Annotated in this window: 12 protein-coding genes; 5 read left to right on the top strand and 7 right to left on the bottom strand. The window is 26.3% G+C overall.

The window, feature by feature from the left end; genetic code table 11:
• Positions 1–15: 15 nt before the first annotated feature.
• Genes ACFOWD_RS08855 through ACFOWD_RS08845 form a run of 3 tightly spaced genes read left to right on the top strand, consistent with a single transcriptional unit; the run spans position 16 to position 3,107 of the window.
• Complete coding sequence (locus ACFOWD_RS08855) at positions 16–2,154, top strand: DUF4838 domain-containing protein (protein ID WP_377409885.1); 2,139 nt, start codon at positions 16–18, stop codon at positions 2,152–2,154.
• 20 nt (positions 2,155–2,174) lie between these two features.
• On the top strand, positions 2,175–2,705 hold the full coding sequence (locus ACFOWD_RS08850; RefSeq protein ID WP_298993711.1) for a DUF1573 domain-containing protein: 531 nt from the start codon (positions 2,175–2,177) through the stop codon (positions 2,703–2,705).
• A gap of 27 nt (positions 2,706–2,732) precedes the next feature.
• Positions 2,733–3,107 carry a LysM peptidoglycan-binding domain-containing protein gene (locus ACFOWD_RS08845; RefSeq protein WP_298993713.1) on the top strand — a complete coding sequence of 125 codons (375 nt, stop codon included), beginning with the start codon at positions 2,733–2,735 and terminating at the stop codon, positions 3,105–3,107.
• A 51-nt stretch (positions 3,108–3,158) separates the two neighbouring features.
• Here the strand turns inward: ACFOWD_RS08845 and ACFOWD_RS08840 are convergent, their stop codons facing one another.
• Positions 3,159–4,421 carry a hypothetical protein gene (locus ACFOWD_RS08840; protein ID WP_377409884.1) on the bottom strand — a complete coding sequence of 421 codons (1,263 nt, stop codon included), beginning with the start codon at positions 4,419–4,421 and terminating at the stop codon, positions 3,159–3,161.
• Positions 4,422–5,023: 602 nt separating this feature from the next.
• Here ACFOWD_RS08840 and ACFOWD_RS08835 point away from each other — a divergent pair.
• Entirely contained in the window at positions 5,024–5,626 is a 603-nt protein-coding gene (locus tag ACFOWD_RS08835) for a hypothetical protein (RefSeq protein WP_377409882.1), read from the top strand.
• A 253-nt stretch (positions 5,627–5,879) separates the two neighbouring features.
• Here the strand turns inward: ACFOWD_RS08835 and ACFOWD_RS08830 are convergent, their stop codons facing one another.
• The 3 genes from ACFOWD_RS08830 to bshC all read right to left on the bottom strand — a co-directional run bounded on the left by ACFOWD_RS08830 (position 5,880) and on the right by bshC (position 9,924).
• Positions 5,880–7,397 carry a helix-turn-helix transcriptional regulator gene (locus tag ACFOWD_RS08830; protein WP_377409879.1) on the bottom strand — a complete coding sequence of 506 codons (1,518 nt, stop codon included), beginning with the start codon at positions 7,395–7,397 and terminating at the stop codon, positions 5,880–5,882.
• 80 nt (positions 7,398–7,477) lie between these two features.
• Complete coding sequence (gene rlmF / locus ACFOWD_RS08825; RefSeq protein ID WP_377409876.1) at positions 7,478–8,332, bottom strand: 23S rRNA (adenine(1618)-N(6))-methyltransferase RlmF; 855 nt, start codon at positions 8,330–8,332, stop codon at positions 7,478–7,480.
• On the bottom strand, positions 8,332–9,924 hold the full coding sequence (gene bshC, locus ACFOWD_RS08820; protein ID WP_377409873.1) for a bacillithiol biosynthesis cysteine-adding enzyme BshC: 1,593 nt from the start codon (positions 9,922–9,924) through the stop codon (positions 8,332–8,334). Before bshC ends, rlmF begins: the two co-directional genes overlap by 1 nt.
• A gap of 203 nt (positions 9,925–10,127) precedes the next feature.
• Here bshC and ACFOWD_RS08815 point away from each other — a divergent pair, with 203 nt between their 5' ends.
• Positions 10,128–12,608: a M14 family metallopeptidase gene (locus ACFOWD_RS08815; protein WP_377409871.1), complete on the top strand. Its 2,481-nt coding sequence runs from the start codon at positions 10,128–10,130 to the stop codon at positions 12,606–12,608.
• A 48-nt stretch (positions 12,609–12,656) separates the two neighbouring features.
• Here ACFOWD_RS08815 and ACFOWD_RS08810 read toward each other — a convergent pair whose 3' ends face one another.
• The 3 genes from ACFOWD_RS08810 to ACFOWD_RS08800 all read right to left on the bottom strand — a co-directional run bounded on the left by ACFOWD_RS08810 (position 12,657) and on the right by ACFOWD_RS08800 (position 16,255).
• Positions 12,657–13,124: a DUF3575 domain-containing protein gene (locus tag ACFOWD_RS08810; RefSeq protein ID WP_377409869.1), complete on the bottom strand. Its 468-nt coding sequence runs from the start codon at positions 13,122–13,124 to the stop codon at positions 12,657–12,659.
• A 117-nt stretch (positions 13,125–13,241) separates the two neighbouring features.
• Positions 13,242–14,552 (bottom strand): 30S ribosomal protein S12 methylthiotransferase RimO, encoded by a 1,311-nt coding sequence (rimO, locus tag ACFOWD_RS08805; RefSeq protein WP_298993726.1) that lies wholly within the window; start codon positions 14,550–14,552, stop codon positions 13,242–13,244.
• Between the two features lie 56 nt (positions 14,553–14,608).
• Positions 14,609–16,255, bottom strand: coding sequence for an amidase family protein (locus ACFOWD_RS08800; protein WP_377409867.1), 1,647 nt, complete (start codon positions 16,253–16,255; stop codon positions 14,609–14,611).
• Positions 16,256–16,313 lie beyond the last annotated feature (58 nt).

Below are 16,313 nucleotides of genomic sequence, written 5' to 3'. Positions count from 1 at the left end.
ATAATTGTACTAGTTTTGAGCTTTAATTGTTGTGCACAAAAAGATGTAAGTCTATATTCTAAAGAATATAAGATAATTCCAAGGGTAAATATTCCTTTATCATCTGGTAATGATATGATAATTGCATCTAAATTACTTGTTAACAATTTTATAAAAGTTACTGGGCAGGTTCTCACCATTGAACAAAGTGATGCATTAAATCCAAATTTAAGTTATATATCTTTAAAAGTTGATCCAACTCAAGAAGATAATTTTTGCTACAATAAAAAGGATAAAAACATTATAATTAAAGGAAAAACGATTTCTGATTTATATTTTGGAATTACAACTTTTTTAGAAGAGTTTACCCAATTAAACTATTATAATAGAAGTAAAATTTTTGATGCAGAAGATCAAGTAGCAGAAATATTAGTTCCATTTACTTTTAATAAATGTTTTTCTCCATCATTTGAATATAGAGAACCTTATTTTTCAACTAATTTTTCACCAGCATTTAGAGTTTGGAACAGAACTGACTATTTAGAATTGAACTGGGGAATTTGGGGTCATAATCTACCTAAAATATTAAAAGGAATTAAATTACCAGAAACAGCTTTTGCAAAAGTTGGTAATAAAAGAATAGAAGATCAATATTGTTTTACAAGCGACAGTTTATTTAAATATGTAAACGAAAAAGTTAACAAAATTTATAATAGCGATTTTGCATTAAACAAATACATGATATTACCAAATGATAATAATCTTGTATGTACCTGTAATACATGTAAATCAGTTGGAAATACCTCTAAAGATGCTGCCCCAGCAGTATTTACTTTCTTAAACAAATTAGCGAAAAATCATCGTAAATCTACATTTTTTACTACAGCTTATATTACAGTAAAAGACATACCAAATTTTAAACCAGAAAAAAATACTGGAGTTTTTTATAGTAATATAGACATACAAAAAGGAATCCCAATAGAAGACTCAAAGTATGCCGAAAAATTTGAAACCAATATTAAAAAATGGACAAATTACGTAAATCAAGTTTACGTTTGGGATTATGCAGTTAATTTTGATAATTATTTTGATCTCTACCCTTCTTTAAAAGTTACACATAAAAACCTTAAATACTTTAAAAAACTAGGTGTAAAAGGTGTTTTTATTCATGGTAGTGAGTACAATTATAGCACTTTCCAAGAATTAAAATCTGTAATGTTATCAAAGTTACTTTGGAACACAGAATTAGATTTAGATAAAGAAATAAAACTATTTTTTAATGAAAAATATGCTTCTACACTTTCAGATATACTTACTAACTTTTACATTTTTTCTGAAAATACATTTTTAAATAATAAAAAAGAACTTAGTATTTACAGTGGTATAAATAATACTGCTGCAAAATATTTAGATCCAAAAGTTTTTTTTAGTTTTTATGATGAATTCGATAATCATGTAGAATCTAATAAATATGATAATGATTTTTTAAAATTAGCAACAGCATTGACTTTTCTAAAACTAGAAATTATGAGAGATTATGGTTTAGGAAAATTTGGTTATGGAGTTTTAAAAAATGATGAAATTATAATAAAGAATGAAGTTGGTATTTTATTAGATAAACTTAATATTTATAGTAAAACTTCTAAATTATCTACCTACAATGAAGTAGGCTTTAGTATAGAAAAATATATCAATAATTGGAGAAAAAAAATATTTACAAACCATAAAAGAAAACACTATTTCTATAAAAAACCTTTTGAAGTTATTTCTAATCTAGACGAAGACTATAAAGATAAATCTATTTTAAATGATGCTGCATTTGGTTTGTTAGATTACAATACAAACTGGCTTATTAACTCAATAGATGATTTAAAATTAGAAGTAAATAGAAAAAACATAGAGAAATCAACTAAAATTACATTTTCTTTTTTACAAGACACAAAACATCGTATTTTTTATCCAAGTTCTATAGAGATTTTAGACAAAAAAAATAAAAAATTAAAAAAAATAACATTAAAAAAAGATAACTCAAAATTAGACACAAAAGAAATAACTATAGATTTACCAAGTAAATTTGATAGAAATCAATTATCAGAAAGCTTTTTTATAAAAATTAATAGGGCTGAAATTGAAGGTAAAAATGCTATGGCATGTGATGAAATTATTTTTAATTAAAATATTGTAAATTTACAATAATGAGAAATTTATATTGGCTTATTACCCTTGTTCTAATAGCTAGTTCTTGTAACTTTAGAAAACCAGATTTAGATAGAGTTAAAAGAACTAAAATGGAGGTTATTGATCCAGAAAGACATTATTACCCTATTTTAAGAGGCTCTGAATTAACAGCAGCATTTCAGTTATACAACAGAGGTAATGAGCCTTTAATTATATATGATGTACAAGCTTCTTGTGGCTGTATAGAAATTGATTTCCCTGAAACTTCTATTGGTAAAGATGATTTTGGATATATAATATTAGATTATGATAGTGCTAAGAATATTGGTTATGTAGAATTTTTTGTGACTATTTTGGCTAATACAGAAGGTGATGTTTTTACAACAATTAAATTTGATTTAAATGTTGTTACTTCACCACACTACACACAAGATTATGAAGAAATTTACCTTCAAAGAAGAAAAGAAAATTTAGGTGGTGAAGTAGATGGAGATTTAACACAACAAGGATATTATACAGACGAAATAAATGGACGTACTATAAGATAATTTATATAAAACTTAAAAAATATTAACATGAAAGCAAAATATCAAAGTGTATTAGATTTAGGAGAAAAACTAAACATTAAAGATGGTAATGTAAAAGAAGAAAATGGTAAACTAAAAGTTTGGGGAACTGCTAAAACTCAATATGAAAAAAATCTTTTATGGGATGAAATAAAAAAAGTGGGAGGTGATAATCCTACAGATATTATGGCTGACATTAAAGTAGAAGATGATTCTGTTTATGCTTATCACACAGTAGAAAAAGGAGAAACTTTAGGGGGAATTGCTAAACATTATTATGGAAAAGCTATGAAGTACCAAGAAATCTTTAAAGCTAACACAGACATCTTAAAAAACCCAGATGTAATACATCCAGGTCAGGAATTAAAAATTCCAAACTTATAATTCTTTATGAATTAAGTTAAAAAAACCGAAACAAAAATGTTTCGGTTTTTTTTATAAAACAGATTTTATTAAACCTTCTTCTATATTTTTCCAGAAAAAATTCCAAAAAGATTTCGTTTGATTTCTTTTAACCTCTTTAACATCAACTGTAATTAGTCCATTTTTAGAAGTATCTTTTATTATTACGTTAGCCAACCAGCTTAAAAACTTATTTTTTTTCTTTTTCTTATTTATTTTTACTTTAAAGTCTTTAAACATAACATCAAACTTACCATTTGATGACCAATTGTTTCCTTCAAAATCAAAATCCATTCTATTTATAAAACCATCCATAGATACATTTAATGCTGGTGAAATATAAGAACTCATATTTTTTGAAGTAACATTTTTTAATGTACCTCTTATTCTAAAATTATCTGAAACATCTTGAATTCTAAATTCATACTTTACATGTAAAGGTGAACTGCCCATAAATTCTGTATCTATAATTATAACTTGCTTATTAGTATTATCAGTACTATTATCAATTTTGTTTGTAATAACATTTAATTTTTCAAAAACTAAAAGTCCTGGTTTATTTTCTTTTTTTAAAAGTTCTTCATAAGTAAGTTTAGAATCTTTAATATTTAATTGATTTATACATATTAAAAAATTAAGCTCTCTTAATGCCTTACTATATAAATCTTTTATTTTTTTTGAGTTTAAAAACCTAGTTTTATCTGCATAAATATTAAAATCACCATGATAAATATTTATTGAGTCTGCAGCAATTGCATATTTTTCTTTTTTTGTTATGTCAATATTTACAATTTTTAAAGAGTCTAGATTTATATCATATAAATCTTTTTCTTCCTTTACATAATTAATGTAATTATTTTTAGGTTTTAAAGGTTGTAAAGCTAATTTTGAAATAGTAAGCGTATTATTTTTTAATGAGACATTATTAATTTTTAACTGCTGTATTATAGACCCTTGTTGATCGACACTATCTGCTTTAAAAAATATATTACCATAAGAAAAAGGAAACTTATGATTCTCATTTCTATTCGTAAGTTTATCTATTTTTAAATCAAACGATTTAACTTTAAAATCTTTATTATTCGCATTTGATAAATGAACAAAACCATTTATTACCTCTATTTGATTGATTGTAATATTTTTTAATGCTGTTTTAGAGCTATCTTTTACTTTAGTATTATCAATCTTCAAGTCAGCAATTTTTCCCAAAATTTGAGGTTCTATAACTTTTAGATTAGTTTTAGATAATTGTTTATTAAACAGAATATGATAATAAGATATATCTTCTATTTTCAATAATTTAGATTGTATAGAAAAGCTATCCTTTTCAATTTTTACATCTAAAAAAGAAAAATCTCCAAGTAATAAATTGATTTTTGTAGTTGTTGTAATACTAACCTTATTTTTTAAGGCTAGTTCTTCTATTTTTTTTCTATTTTTTGCTTTACAAAAAAACTAGAAATCAAGTAAATAGCTAGTAGTACAGAAAAAAAATATACTGAATATTTTATAAGTTTTTTTTTATTTTTCAATACAAATGATTCTTTTTTTTAAAAATACATTTTTTTAAAAGATAAGTAAGAATTAATTAAAACGTTTTTATATTTTTAAAAAATGAATAATAGTAATCATTACAACAAACTAAACAAAAGGTTTATAGAGTATTGGTCTAAAAAAAGAGAAAAAAAATTAAAGTATTATATTATTAATACTTCATTTTTTTCTGTTCCTCTTTCTTTAATTTTAGGATGGACTAACTTTGGATTTAAAGGATTGTACTCATTTAAATTTTTAGTAATGTTTATAACCACTTTTTTATTGTATTTTCTAATTATATATTTTATTGAATTTCCAATCAATGAAAAAAGATATCAAAAACTGATAAAAGAAAAAGAACTTTGATTACAAATAAAAAAGTATTTTTTAAAGAAATTTTAATAGCATTAGGTAAACTTATCATTGCAGGCATGCTTATTGGTTTACTTAAAAAATTTGATGTAATAATTGCCTTACTTCTTGTTTTAAAAATATTTTATAATGTTTATAAAGAAATAATTAAGCCAGAAAATAACAAAAACTGGGTACTTTTAATTGGCATGTTATTAACAGGTTTTGGTGGTATTATTGGAGAAACTTGGGGTGTTTATAATGGTTATTGGGAATATCATGAAGTTAGTAGAGAAATCCCACTTTGGGTGCCTTTTGCTTGGATGCTAGCTTTTCATTACTTGTATAAACTTGAGAAAAATTTAATTCCTTATCTATTTAAACAAAAACAAAAAAATAAAATAATTTTAGCTATAATTTTGGCACTTATATTACCAGCTTTTGGTGAAGTCATTACAATACAATTAGGAGTTTGGACGTATTATTGGCCTTATCAAATTTTTGGAGTACCTCTTTATGCTTTTCTTTGTTTAGTATTTGTGCATATGCTAGTTTATTATATTTTACACTTTATTTGTAAAAAATATAAAATTGATGATATTGTTTATCAATAAATACTTAATTACAAAAAGCAAATTAATAGAATATAAGTAATTTTTAATTTTACGTATACTTCATTTATACTACAGCCTTTTAAATTAATATGCGTTTTAAAATTAAAATGTTAAAAGAGCTGCTTTTACTACTTCAATAATACTTCATAACCTAATAAGTGTCTAAAACAGTTTTAAATTTGTATAAGAATTTTGATTATAGTCCTCCACTTTTTATAGTAAAAATAAGCCATCTTATTATAGATGGCTTTTTTTATATTTCTTGTAAAAATTCTGATAGAGTATTATCTATGATATCTAGTTTTTTCTTGATTCTGTACCTAGCAGTTTCAACACTTCTTGGAGATATATTAATTAAACTAGCAACTTCTTTTGCACTCATATTTAAAGACATATAAGCACAATGCTTTTGTTCTGTTATAGTTAAATTAGGTGCTTTTTCTAATAACTTTATAAAAAATTCTGGGTTACTTTTTTCAAACTCAGTCTTGAACTCCTCCCAAAGCTCAGTTTCAGAAATAACATCATTTAAATTACGGTTTAAAAACAATAATTCAGAGCTATTAACTTTATCATTATCTTCAACTAGCTTTTCTATAGATTTTGAAACATTTTGAATGGCGTCTTTTAATGTAGACATTTTTAGTGTTCTAGACAGTAATAGCTTATCATTTTGATGTAGCAACCTTTCAATTCTTTTATTTTTTTCTGCTAAATCATCATTTTTTAAGATAAGTTCATTATTTAATTGTTCTTCCTTTTTTAAAGTTCTTTTTAGCCTATCTGAATAGTTTTTAATTTTAAACAAACACCATAATATAAAAATTGTAAAAACTATACCTATACCAATAAAAACTCTTTGACTATTAATTATCTTTTTATTAACCTCTATAAGTTTTTTATTAAGATTAGTTTCATTTAATAATAAATCTTTTACTTTTGAATTTAAATCTTTATCAATTAAAACAGATAGTGAATCTACTAAAAGCAAATATTCATTTGCTTTTTTATAATTTTCCTTTTTTCTATTTAATTGACTGTAAGTCCTATAGACATCTCTATATGTTTTTGCAAATTCAGTTTTATCTTCAGGTTTTATTTCTTCAGCAATAGCAATTACTTCCTCTAAATCAGTTACTGCTAAATCAAAATCACCTTTTTCAATATGAGACTTTGCACAAAATATTGTAAAGAATTTTAGTCTTTTTTTCTTTTCATTAAATGTTTTTATAGCATTAATTCCTTTTTGAGAAAATTCTCTTACTTTACCCCAATTTTGAAATTTTATATAATATTGAATTAAATTATAATAAGCATCTACTAAAAAAACATAGTTATCTTCTTTTTCTCCAAATTCTATAGCTTTTAAAACATTTTCTTTTAATTTTTCTAGATTATTCTCTCTGTAATAAGCTATCGAAAGTAGATTATAGCTTAATGATATTAGCTTATTATTACCACAATATTTAGCTTTTTCAATTGCTTGTTTACTAAATTCTTTTTGCTCATTAGTAGATAATATAGAATAAGCTTTTGCAGCTCTCAAATAGGTAACCTTAGCTTGTAAACAATTATCTTTAAATTGAATTTTATTCTTATCAATAAAAAACAAAACAGGTATTAACTTTTCATAATTGTCTTCTTGAGTTAGATGATAAGCTTCATTAACTTTATTATTTATATTTTTTCTTGTAATATCAAACTCTTGTTTTTGAGAAGTACAAAAACAAAAAACAAAACAGATAATCGTATATAAAATATATTTTTTCAATCTATATAATCTAAAATTCTAAAAATAATAAATTTTTAATCTTAAGGGGAGATGGTTTTTAAAAAGAGAACTTTTAAAGGTTAAAATTTCCAGCAAACAATTCTAGTTACTTTATTACCTTGTTGCATTGGTATTACTTTAAATTCTTCAACTTTTAATTTTTTAAAGGATGATTCTAAGCTAGTCACATTTTCTTTTTTTGACACTAAACTTGTAAACCAAATACTTTTAGAGGCAAATAAAGAGCTTTCATATAAGTAAGTGTGCAAAAAAGCTTTTTCACCACCAATATACCATAATTCATTATGATTACCTGAAAAATTTCTAACAGCATTATTACCTAAATTCCTAGATTTTCTTCTATTTGCTCCTCTAGCCTCTTCTGCTGACTTGTAAAAAGGAGGGTTGCACATTGTCGCTGTAAAAGTATCGTCTTTTTCTAAAATTCCTTTTAAAATATGCTGTTCATCAAATTGTTGACGTAATTCAATTTTATGATGTAAACCATTGTCATCTATAATATCTTGTGCTGTATCTAAAGAATCTAAATCAATATCAGTTGCTACAAAATCCCAATTATATTCAGAAACACCAAGTAATGGATAAATACAAGTTGCACCTGTACCTATATCTAAAATCTTAATATTTTTTTCATTTGATAATAAACCTGCTAAATGATGAATGTAATCTAATCTGCCAGGAATTGGAGGACAAAGATTTTCATCTGGAAAATCCCAAACAGATAATTTATCGTAAGAAAAAAGTAAGGCTTTATTTAGCTCTTTAACAGCTTTTGGATCAGAAAAATCAATTGTTGTAATTTCATGTTTATTTTTTAAAACATGCTCTTTAAGTAAAGGGTTTTGTAATATTAACGTTTTAAAATCATACCCTTTATTAAATTTATTTTTGGGGTGTAAACCTTTGTCTTTCATTACAATTCTAGTATTGTAAATTCTAACTCTAAAGGTTTTAAAACAGTTTTTAAAGTTTTTATAAAAGTGTTTCCATACTCTAAATAATATTCAGAAAAATTGCGCTGACGTTCTTCTAAAGATTGATTTGGCAACAAACTATTTTGGAGTTTTATGATACGCTCTATCAAGTCATTTTGTCTTTTCTTTTCAGCTTTTAATAACCTTTTTTCTAAATTTTCTAAACCTTTTATTTGTTTTCTTTCTTGAGCACTTACAGCATTTAAGAAAGTGACATCTGTTTTTGTGGCAACCTCTTTCAACTCTAAAAACTGCTTTTGTAAGAACTCTTTTTTGTCTTTGAAAGAGAATTCTAAATCTGAATTTTCAATTACCTTTTTTGATAATAATTCATGTTGATTTAAAAATATTTCTTCTTTAGTAATATTTAAATTTGATAACTTTTTAGCCTGTTTTTCAGATAAAACCTGTACAGAGTTTCTTAATAATAAAATTGGAAAAGGAACTTCTACAGCATCAAAATAAGATTTTAACTCTAACCAATAAGCTTGCTCTCCTCCTCCACCAATATAACAGAGATTAGGTAAAATTACTTCTTGGTACAAAGGACGCATAATAACATTTGGTGAAAATGCTTTTGGATTATTTTTTAATTCTAAAAGAAGTTCTTCTTTAGTAAAAACTAATGCTGTGTTATTTATTTTATAAACGTCATCTTCAAAAACAATGCGTTCTCTAAAATCATCACCTAAATAAAAAAGGTTTATTTCTCTTGGATTAACTTGAATATTATAATTCTCTTCTAATCTAGCAATTGTATTAGTTACTTCTTTATAAGAAACTTGATTTTCTAATTCTTGTTTTACAAAAGGGGTAAATTGTTCTTTTAAAGAATTATCATCACCATCTATAATTACTAAACCATATTCAGTAAATAGCTCATTTGCAATAAAGCGAGTTGCGTCTGATAAATTATTATGTTGTAAATATCCTCTAGAAAATAATTCTTTTAAGTATTCTGCATTTTTAGAATTACCTAAGTGTTCTGTAAAAACATTAAATACTTGTTCTAATCCTTCAGTTGAAAAACGACCTACTGCTCCTCCATCCTTTCTATTCCAAAGTACTTTTTTACCATCAAAATTAAAATAGTTAATTTCATCAAAATCATGATCTTCTGTAGCCATCCAATACACAGGTATAAACTGATTTTCTGGAAACTTCTCAGATAATTCTTCTGCTAAATTTATTGTAGAAATAATTTTATATAAGAAATATAGAGGACCTGTAAATAAATTAAGCTGATGACCTGTTGTAATAGTAAAGGTGTTTTGCTTTTTTAATAAATCTATATTTTCTTGAGTTTTATCAGAAATAGCAAATCCTTTATATTGATTTTGCAGAGCATCAGATAATACAATTCTATTTTGTAATCTAAATGATTTCTTTTTCTCTTCTATTTGATTGTAAAAACCTTTTGCATTAGGAAAATTATTGTAAAATGGTTTTAACCTTGAATTTTCCTCAAGATAATCTATCATTATATCAGAGAAAAAACCTGTTTTTTTAAAAGGAATTTGTGTTACTTTCATAAATAAATAACACTTTTAAATTTACAATCTAATTCTATTTTAGAACTCATTAAGTAAGAATAATTATTTGATAAAAATACAACTATTTTATAGCTTGGTAAAAACCTGAAATTACGCTAACAAATATTTAACACAATCAACAATTCAACTTTTTAAGGAATAGTAATAAATGCTTACTTTTGAGAAACTTCTAAATTAGTTACATGAAAATTAAGTTATTTATTCTTCTTGCTTTTGTTTCTTTAGGAAATTTATTAGCACAAAACTTACAATCACCTTCAGAATATTTAGGTTACGAAATAGGTTCTCGTTTTACAAGACATCATAAAGTAGTTGAGTACTTTACATATGTTTCTAACACATTATCTAATGTTAAATTAGAAAAATATGGTGAAACAAATGAGCATAGACCTTTGTATGTTACATACATTTCTTCTCAAGAAAATATTAATAACTTAGAAGCTATCAGAAAAGCAAATCTTTCTCAAACTGGTATTTTAGAAGGAAATCAAGAAAACAAAAAAGCAATTGTTTGGCTAAGTTATAATGTTCATGGTAATGAAGCTTCAAGTACAGAAGCTTCAATGCTAACACTTTATGAATTGGTAACCACTAAAAAAGCTTGGTTAGAAAACACAGTAGTTATCATGGATCCTTGTATAAATCCTGATGGAAGAGACAGATATGTGAATTGGTATAACCAAGTAAAAAGTACACCTTTTAATATTAGCCAAGATGCTAAAGAACATCATGAACCTTGGCCAGGAGGAAGACCAAATCATTATTTATTTGATTTAAACAGAGATTGGGCTTGGGCTACACAAGTTGAATCTCAACAACGTATTAAAATTTATAATAAATGGATGCCACATATTCATGTAGACTTTCATGAACAAGGTATTAATAGTCCTTATTATTTTGCACCTGCAGCAGAACCTTTCCATGAAATTATTTCTGATTGGCAACGCGATTTTCAAACACAAATTGGAAAAAACCATGCTAAGTATTTTGATGCAGAAGGTTGGTTATATTTTACCAAAGAAAGCTTTGATTTATTATACCCAAGTTATGGTGATACATACCCAACTTTTATGGGAGCTATAGGTATGACATACGAACAAGCTGGACATGGAAGAGCTGGTTTAGGCATAAAAACTGATGAAGGAGAAGTACTTACTCTAAAAGACAGAGCAATTCATCATATGACAACAGGTTTGTCTACTGTAGAGATATCATCAAAAAATGCTGAACAATTAAATACTGAGTTTAAAAAGTTTTTTGTGAATGATGATTTAGAATACAAAAGTTTTGTTGTTAAAAATGATAATCAAGATAAAATAAACCGTTTAAAAGTTTTACTAGACAAACACGAAATTAAATATGCAAGTGCTAAAGATGGATCTGTAAAAGGTTATGTTTATTCAACTCAAAAAGAAAGTAAATTAGATGTTAATTCTAAAGATTTAGTGATTAACACGAATCAGCCAAAAGGTAAAATGGTTAAAGTTTTATTTGAACCAAAAGCTAAATTATCAGATTCTTTAACATATGATATTACTGCTTGGTCTATACCTTATGCTCATGGTTTTGAAGCAGTTGCTTCTAAAAATGAAGTAGCTTCAACTGAAAAAAATGAAAACTTTTCAATCGATAATAAAATTAATATTGCTGCTTACGCATACATTTCTAAATGGAACAGTTTAAATGACGCTACTTTTTTAGCTGAATTATTAAAAAATAATATTGTGCCTAGATTCTCTGAAAAACCATTTACTTTAAATGGAAATAATTTTGAAAGAGGAAGTCTTATAATATTAAGAAATGACAATAGAAATAAAAGTTTTGATGAAACTTTAATTAAAATTGCAGATAAAAATTTTAGACAACTTACATCAGTTTCTACTGGTTTTGTAGATAAAGGCTTAGATTTTGGATCATATTCAGTGAAACCAATTAATAAGCAAAAAGTTGCAGTACTTTCAGGAGAAGGAACGAGTTCCTTAAGTTTTGGTGAAATTTGGCATTTCTTTGAAACTGAATTAAAATATCCACTTACTATTTTAGATTCGGATTATTTTTCAAGAGTTGACTTTTCAAATTTTGATGTTATCATTTTACCAAATGGCTATTATAGTCGTGTGTTGAATAAATCTACTTTAGACAAATTTAAAAGTTGGGTACAATCTGGAGGTACTTTAATTGCTATAGATAATGCTTTACGAAGTTTTGCTGACAATAAAGAGTTTGCTTTAAAAAGAAAAAAATCTGAAAATGAAGATGAAAAAGAACCAAACTTAACACCATATGCAAATTTAGAAAGAGAAAGCGCTGTTAATTTAATTGCTGGTGCAATATTTAAAAGTAAAGTAGATACTACTCATCCTTTAGGTTTTGGGTATCATAACGAATATTTTACCTTAAAAAGAAGTAGCTCTGCTTATGATTATTTAAATAGTGGGTATAATGTTGCTTACTTACCATTAGAAACAACAAATGTTTCTGGTTTTGCTGGTAAAAATGTATTAGAAAAATTACCAGAAACTTTACTTTTTGGCGAAGAAAGAAAAGGTAGAGGAAGTATTGTTTATATGGTTGATAATCCTTTATTTAGATCTTTTTGGGACAATGGAAAACTCTTTTTTGTGAATGCAGTTTTCTTACTAAACTCAGATGTTTTAAAATAAAAAAAATCCACTCATTTTTGAGTGGATTTTTATTTATGTATAGTTTTTTTACCAAGCATAACCAAGTGATACACCTATACCTATAGTTGTAGAATCTAATCCATTTAAATTATCACCACCAGTCGCAAAGCCTAGTCCTGCAAAGACATCAACTAAAAAACCACTATTCCATACCCATTGATGACCAACTTCTCCACCAAAAGAAAATACACTTGCTGAAGTATTAAAATCGTCCTCTAAAGATAAATAACCTAATGATGGTCCTGCATGCCAACCTTTTAAAGCTTCACCTCCAAAGTAAAATCGATATTCAGCACCTACACCAAAACCGCTAATACCAGAAACATCATAGTATAAACCAGATATTGTAGCTGATTGACTATCACTTGTAGAAAATTCGTATCCAGCATTTGCTACACCAAAAGCTAAACCAACTGGGTTTACTTTTATTGCACTAGATTGACCAAAAGCTGTTAAAGCTAAAAACATTGAGAAAATAAATACAATTTTTTTCATTTTTAAAAAAGTTTAGTTAATATAAAACAATATTACAAAAAATTAATATCATAAAAAAATACGTCAAAAGACGTATTTTTAATAATTTTTTGTATCTATTTATACAGATGTAATAATTTAAACAGGAATTCCATATAAATCATAATCTCCTGCATCATAAATTTTAATATCTACAAATTCTCCTATTTTAACATAATGCTCTCTAGCATCTACAATAACATCATTATCTACATCAGGTGAATCATATTCAGTTCTTCCGTAAAAATAAGCACCATCTTTTCTATCAAATAAGCAACGAAATGTTTTACCTATTTTTTGTTGATTTAATTCCCATGAAATTTGAGATTGAATTTCCATAATTTCATTAACTCGTCTAAACTTTACTTCTTCAGGTACATCATCTTCTAAAACATAAGCTCCAGTATTTTCTTCATGAGAATATTCAAAAGCTCCTAATCTTTCAAAACGCATTTCTTCTACCCAATCTTTTAATTCTTGAAACATTTCTTCTGTTTCTCCTGGATAACCAACTATTAAAGTAGTTCTAATAGCCATTTCAGGAACAACTTCTCTAAATTTATGAATTAATGCAGTTGTTTTTTCATGAGTTGTACCTCTTTTCATCGATTTTAACAACTCAGTATTAATATGTTGTAATGGAATGTCTAAATAGTTACAAACCTTTGGCTCTCTTTTCATCACTTCTAAAACATCCATAGGAAACCCTGTAGGAAAAGCATAATGCAAACGAATCCATTCTATACCATCAACTTTAACTAAGGCTTCTAATAACTCAGCTAAAGCTCTTTTTTTATAAATATCTAAACCATAATAAGTTAAATCTTGAGCTATAAGCATAATTTCTTTAATACCATTAGCTGCTAACTTTTCTGCTTCTGTAACAATATCTTCTATAGGTGTAGATCTATGTTTACCTCTCATTAAAGGAATTGCACAAAAAGAACAAGGTCTATCACAACCTTCAGCAATTTTTAAATAAGCATAATGTTTAGGAGTAGTTGTTAAACGTTCTCCAATTAATTCGTGCTTATAATCTGCCTCTAAAACTTTTAATAAATTAGGTAAATCGTGTGTGCCAAAATATTGATCTACATTTGGTATTTCTTTTTCTAAGTCTGGTTTATAACGTTCACTTAAACAACCTGACACAAAAACTTTATCAACTTCACCTGCTTCCTTTTTTTGTGCATAATGTAAAATAGTGTTTACAGATTCTTCTTTTGCTTTACCAATAAATCCACACGTATTTATAACAACAATGTTTCCTTCATCATTTTCATCTTCATGTACAACGTTTTTTCCATTAGCTTTTAATTGCCCCATTAACACTTCACTGTCGTAAATGTTTTTAGAGCAACCTAAAGTAACAACATTTATCTTGTTTTTTTTAATAGATTTTGTACGCATATGAGCTTATTTTAGCGAGTGCAAAAATAGTTGTTTTTTAATGAACAAATTAGAATCTATTGATAGTTTTCAGGTAATTTTCTAACCTTAGTTAATTGCTCAAAAGCATATCCTAAAATAAGTAATTTACCTTCTGTTTTTGGTAACCCCACAAAGGTTAAACTTACAGGTTCACCAGATTCTTTATATCCCATAGGCACTGTTAAATTAGGATATTCTGCAACTGCAGAGTATGCAGAATGGTAATTATTAATGGATAAAATTGCATCTAAATTTTCTTCTTTTAATGCATTAAAATAAGATCTACCATTTTCTTTTAAAGTAACTTTAATTGACTCTAATTGTTTTTTAGAAGTAGTATCTTTTACAATACCTTCGAATAATTGTTGACCATAAGGCGCTCTTAAAATAGAATCTTTTACATTAAAATCTATAACATCTTTTACAGAGGTTACTGTTACGTTTTTATCTGCATCACTTTTTAAATAATGAGGTAAATCATATTTCATATCTATATTTAACAAGGTTAAAAAACCAGGTAAACCAACTCTTGGAGGATTTACCTCAACTATTGTAGCCCCAGCTTCTTTAATTTTATTTACATTACTGTTATAAATAGAATCTTGTAATAAATAAGTAAGTACACCTATTTTTTTACCTTTAAAACCATCTTCCATATCTCCAAAATCTTTATCAGGCATTTCAAAAGATTTGGGATCTTTATTATCTTCACCTAACATTGCATTTAGAAAAATCCAACTATCTGTAACACTTTTAGTCATTGGACCAGGTGTGTCTAAAGTACCAGAAATTGGTACTATACCTGTTCTACTTAACAATCCTGTTGTTGGCTTTAAACCTACTACAGAGTTTTGACTTGAAGGAGATGTTATAGAACCAGCTGTTTCTGTACCAACAGCAGCAACAGCATAATTTGCTGCAACAGCTGTTCCACTTGATGCACTTGAACCTCCTGTTTCAAATTTAGCTCTTCCATAAGGATTTAAAGATTGACCACCTATTGCACTATAGCCAAGAGGACAACCAGAACAAAAGTAATATGCCCATTCACTTAAATTAGCTTTACCCAAAATTAAGGCTCCATTTTCTTTTAACTTTTTTACAATAAAAGCGTCTTCTGTATTTTTATTATTCTGTAAAGCTAAAGCACCTGCAGAAGTTGGCATGCCTTCTGTATTGATGTTGTCTTTTAACAGAATTGGCATTCCGTAAATTTCTACATCACTTAAAATACCCCATTTTCTATCTTTATCTCTTTGCTTTGCTTCTTCTAAAACATTTGGGTTTAGTGTAATAATAGCATTTAAAGATTTTGTACTATCGCTTTCAAATTTTCTAATTCTATACAAATAGAATAAAGTTAGTTTTTCATAACTTAATTTTCCTTCTTTTACATGACCTTGAATTGTTGGTATATTTTGCTCAATGATTAATGGCTTTAAAGATTGATACTCTTCTTCAGAAAAAGCTGATAAAGCCGCGTTAAAAGGTTTAAAAACTTCATTCATATCTAATACTTTAGATTGAAAAAGTTTAAACTTCATTCTTGGGTTTTCATGATTTTGCTGTGCTTCTAAAGCTGCAGTTTCATCATATTTATTAAAAACAACGTCTGGTTGATTAGATTCTGAATTACAAGAAAGTAATACAATAGTCAATAAAAATAAGAGTAGATTTTTCATGTATAAAAATTTCATTAAAAATAAGACTAAATATATAGTATATCAAATTTAATAAATA

This window comes from Polaribacter marinivivus, from assembly GCF_042651285.1.
GTDB classification, from domain to species: domain Bacteria; phylum Bacteroidota; class Bacteroidia; order Flavobacteriales; family Flavobacteriaceae; genus Polaribacter; species Polaribacter marinivivus.
Note: the sequence above shows the minus strand (reverse complement) of the source record. Positions and strands in the feature narration are given on the sequence as shown.

Coding starts and splice junctions, on each gene's coding strand:
- bshC (WP_377409873.1), bottom strand. CDS start 9,924: ATGAAAGTAACACAAATTCCTTTTAAAAAAACAGGTTTTTTCTCTGAT.
- ACFOWD_RS08810 (WP_377409869.1), bottom strand. CDS start 13,124: ATGAAAAAAATTGTATTTATTTTCTCAATGTTTTTAGCTTTAACAGCT.
- rimO (WP_298993726.1), bottom strand. CDS start 14,552: ATGCGTACAAAATCTATTAAAAAAAACAAGATAAATGTTGTTACTTTA.
- rlmF (WP_377409876.1), bottom strand. CDS start 8,332: ATGAAAGACAAAGGTTTACACCCCAAAAATAAATTTAATAAAGGGTAT.
- ACFOWD_RS08850 (WP_298993711.1), top strand. CDS start 2,175: ATGAGAAATTTATATTGGCTTATTACCCTTGTTCTAATAGCTAGTTCT.
- ACFOWD_RS08800 (WP_377409867.1), bottom strand. CDS start 16,255: ATGAAAAATCTACTCTTATTTTTATTGACTATTGTATTACTTTCTTGT.
- ACFOWD_RS08815 (WP_377409871.1), top strand. CDS start 10,128: ATGAAAATTAAGTTATTTATTCTTCTTGCTTTTGTTTCTTTAGGAAAT.
- ACFOWD_RS08845 (WP_298993713.1), top strand. CDS start 2,733: ATGAAAGCAAAATATCAAAGTGTATTAGATTTAGGAGAAAAACTAAAC.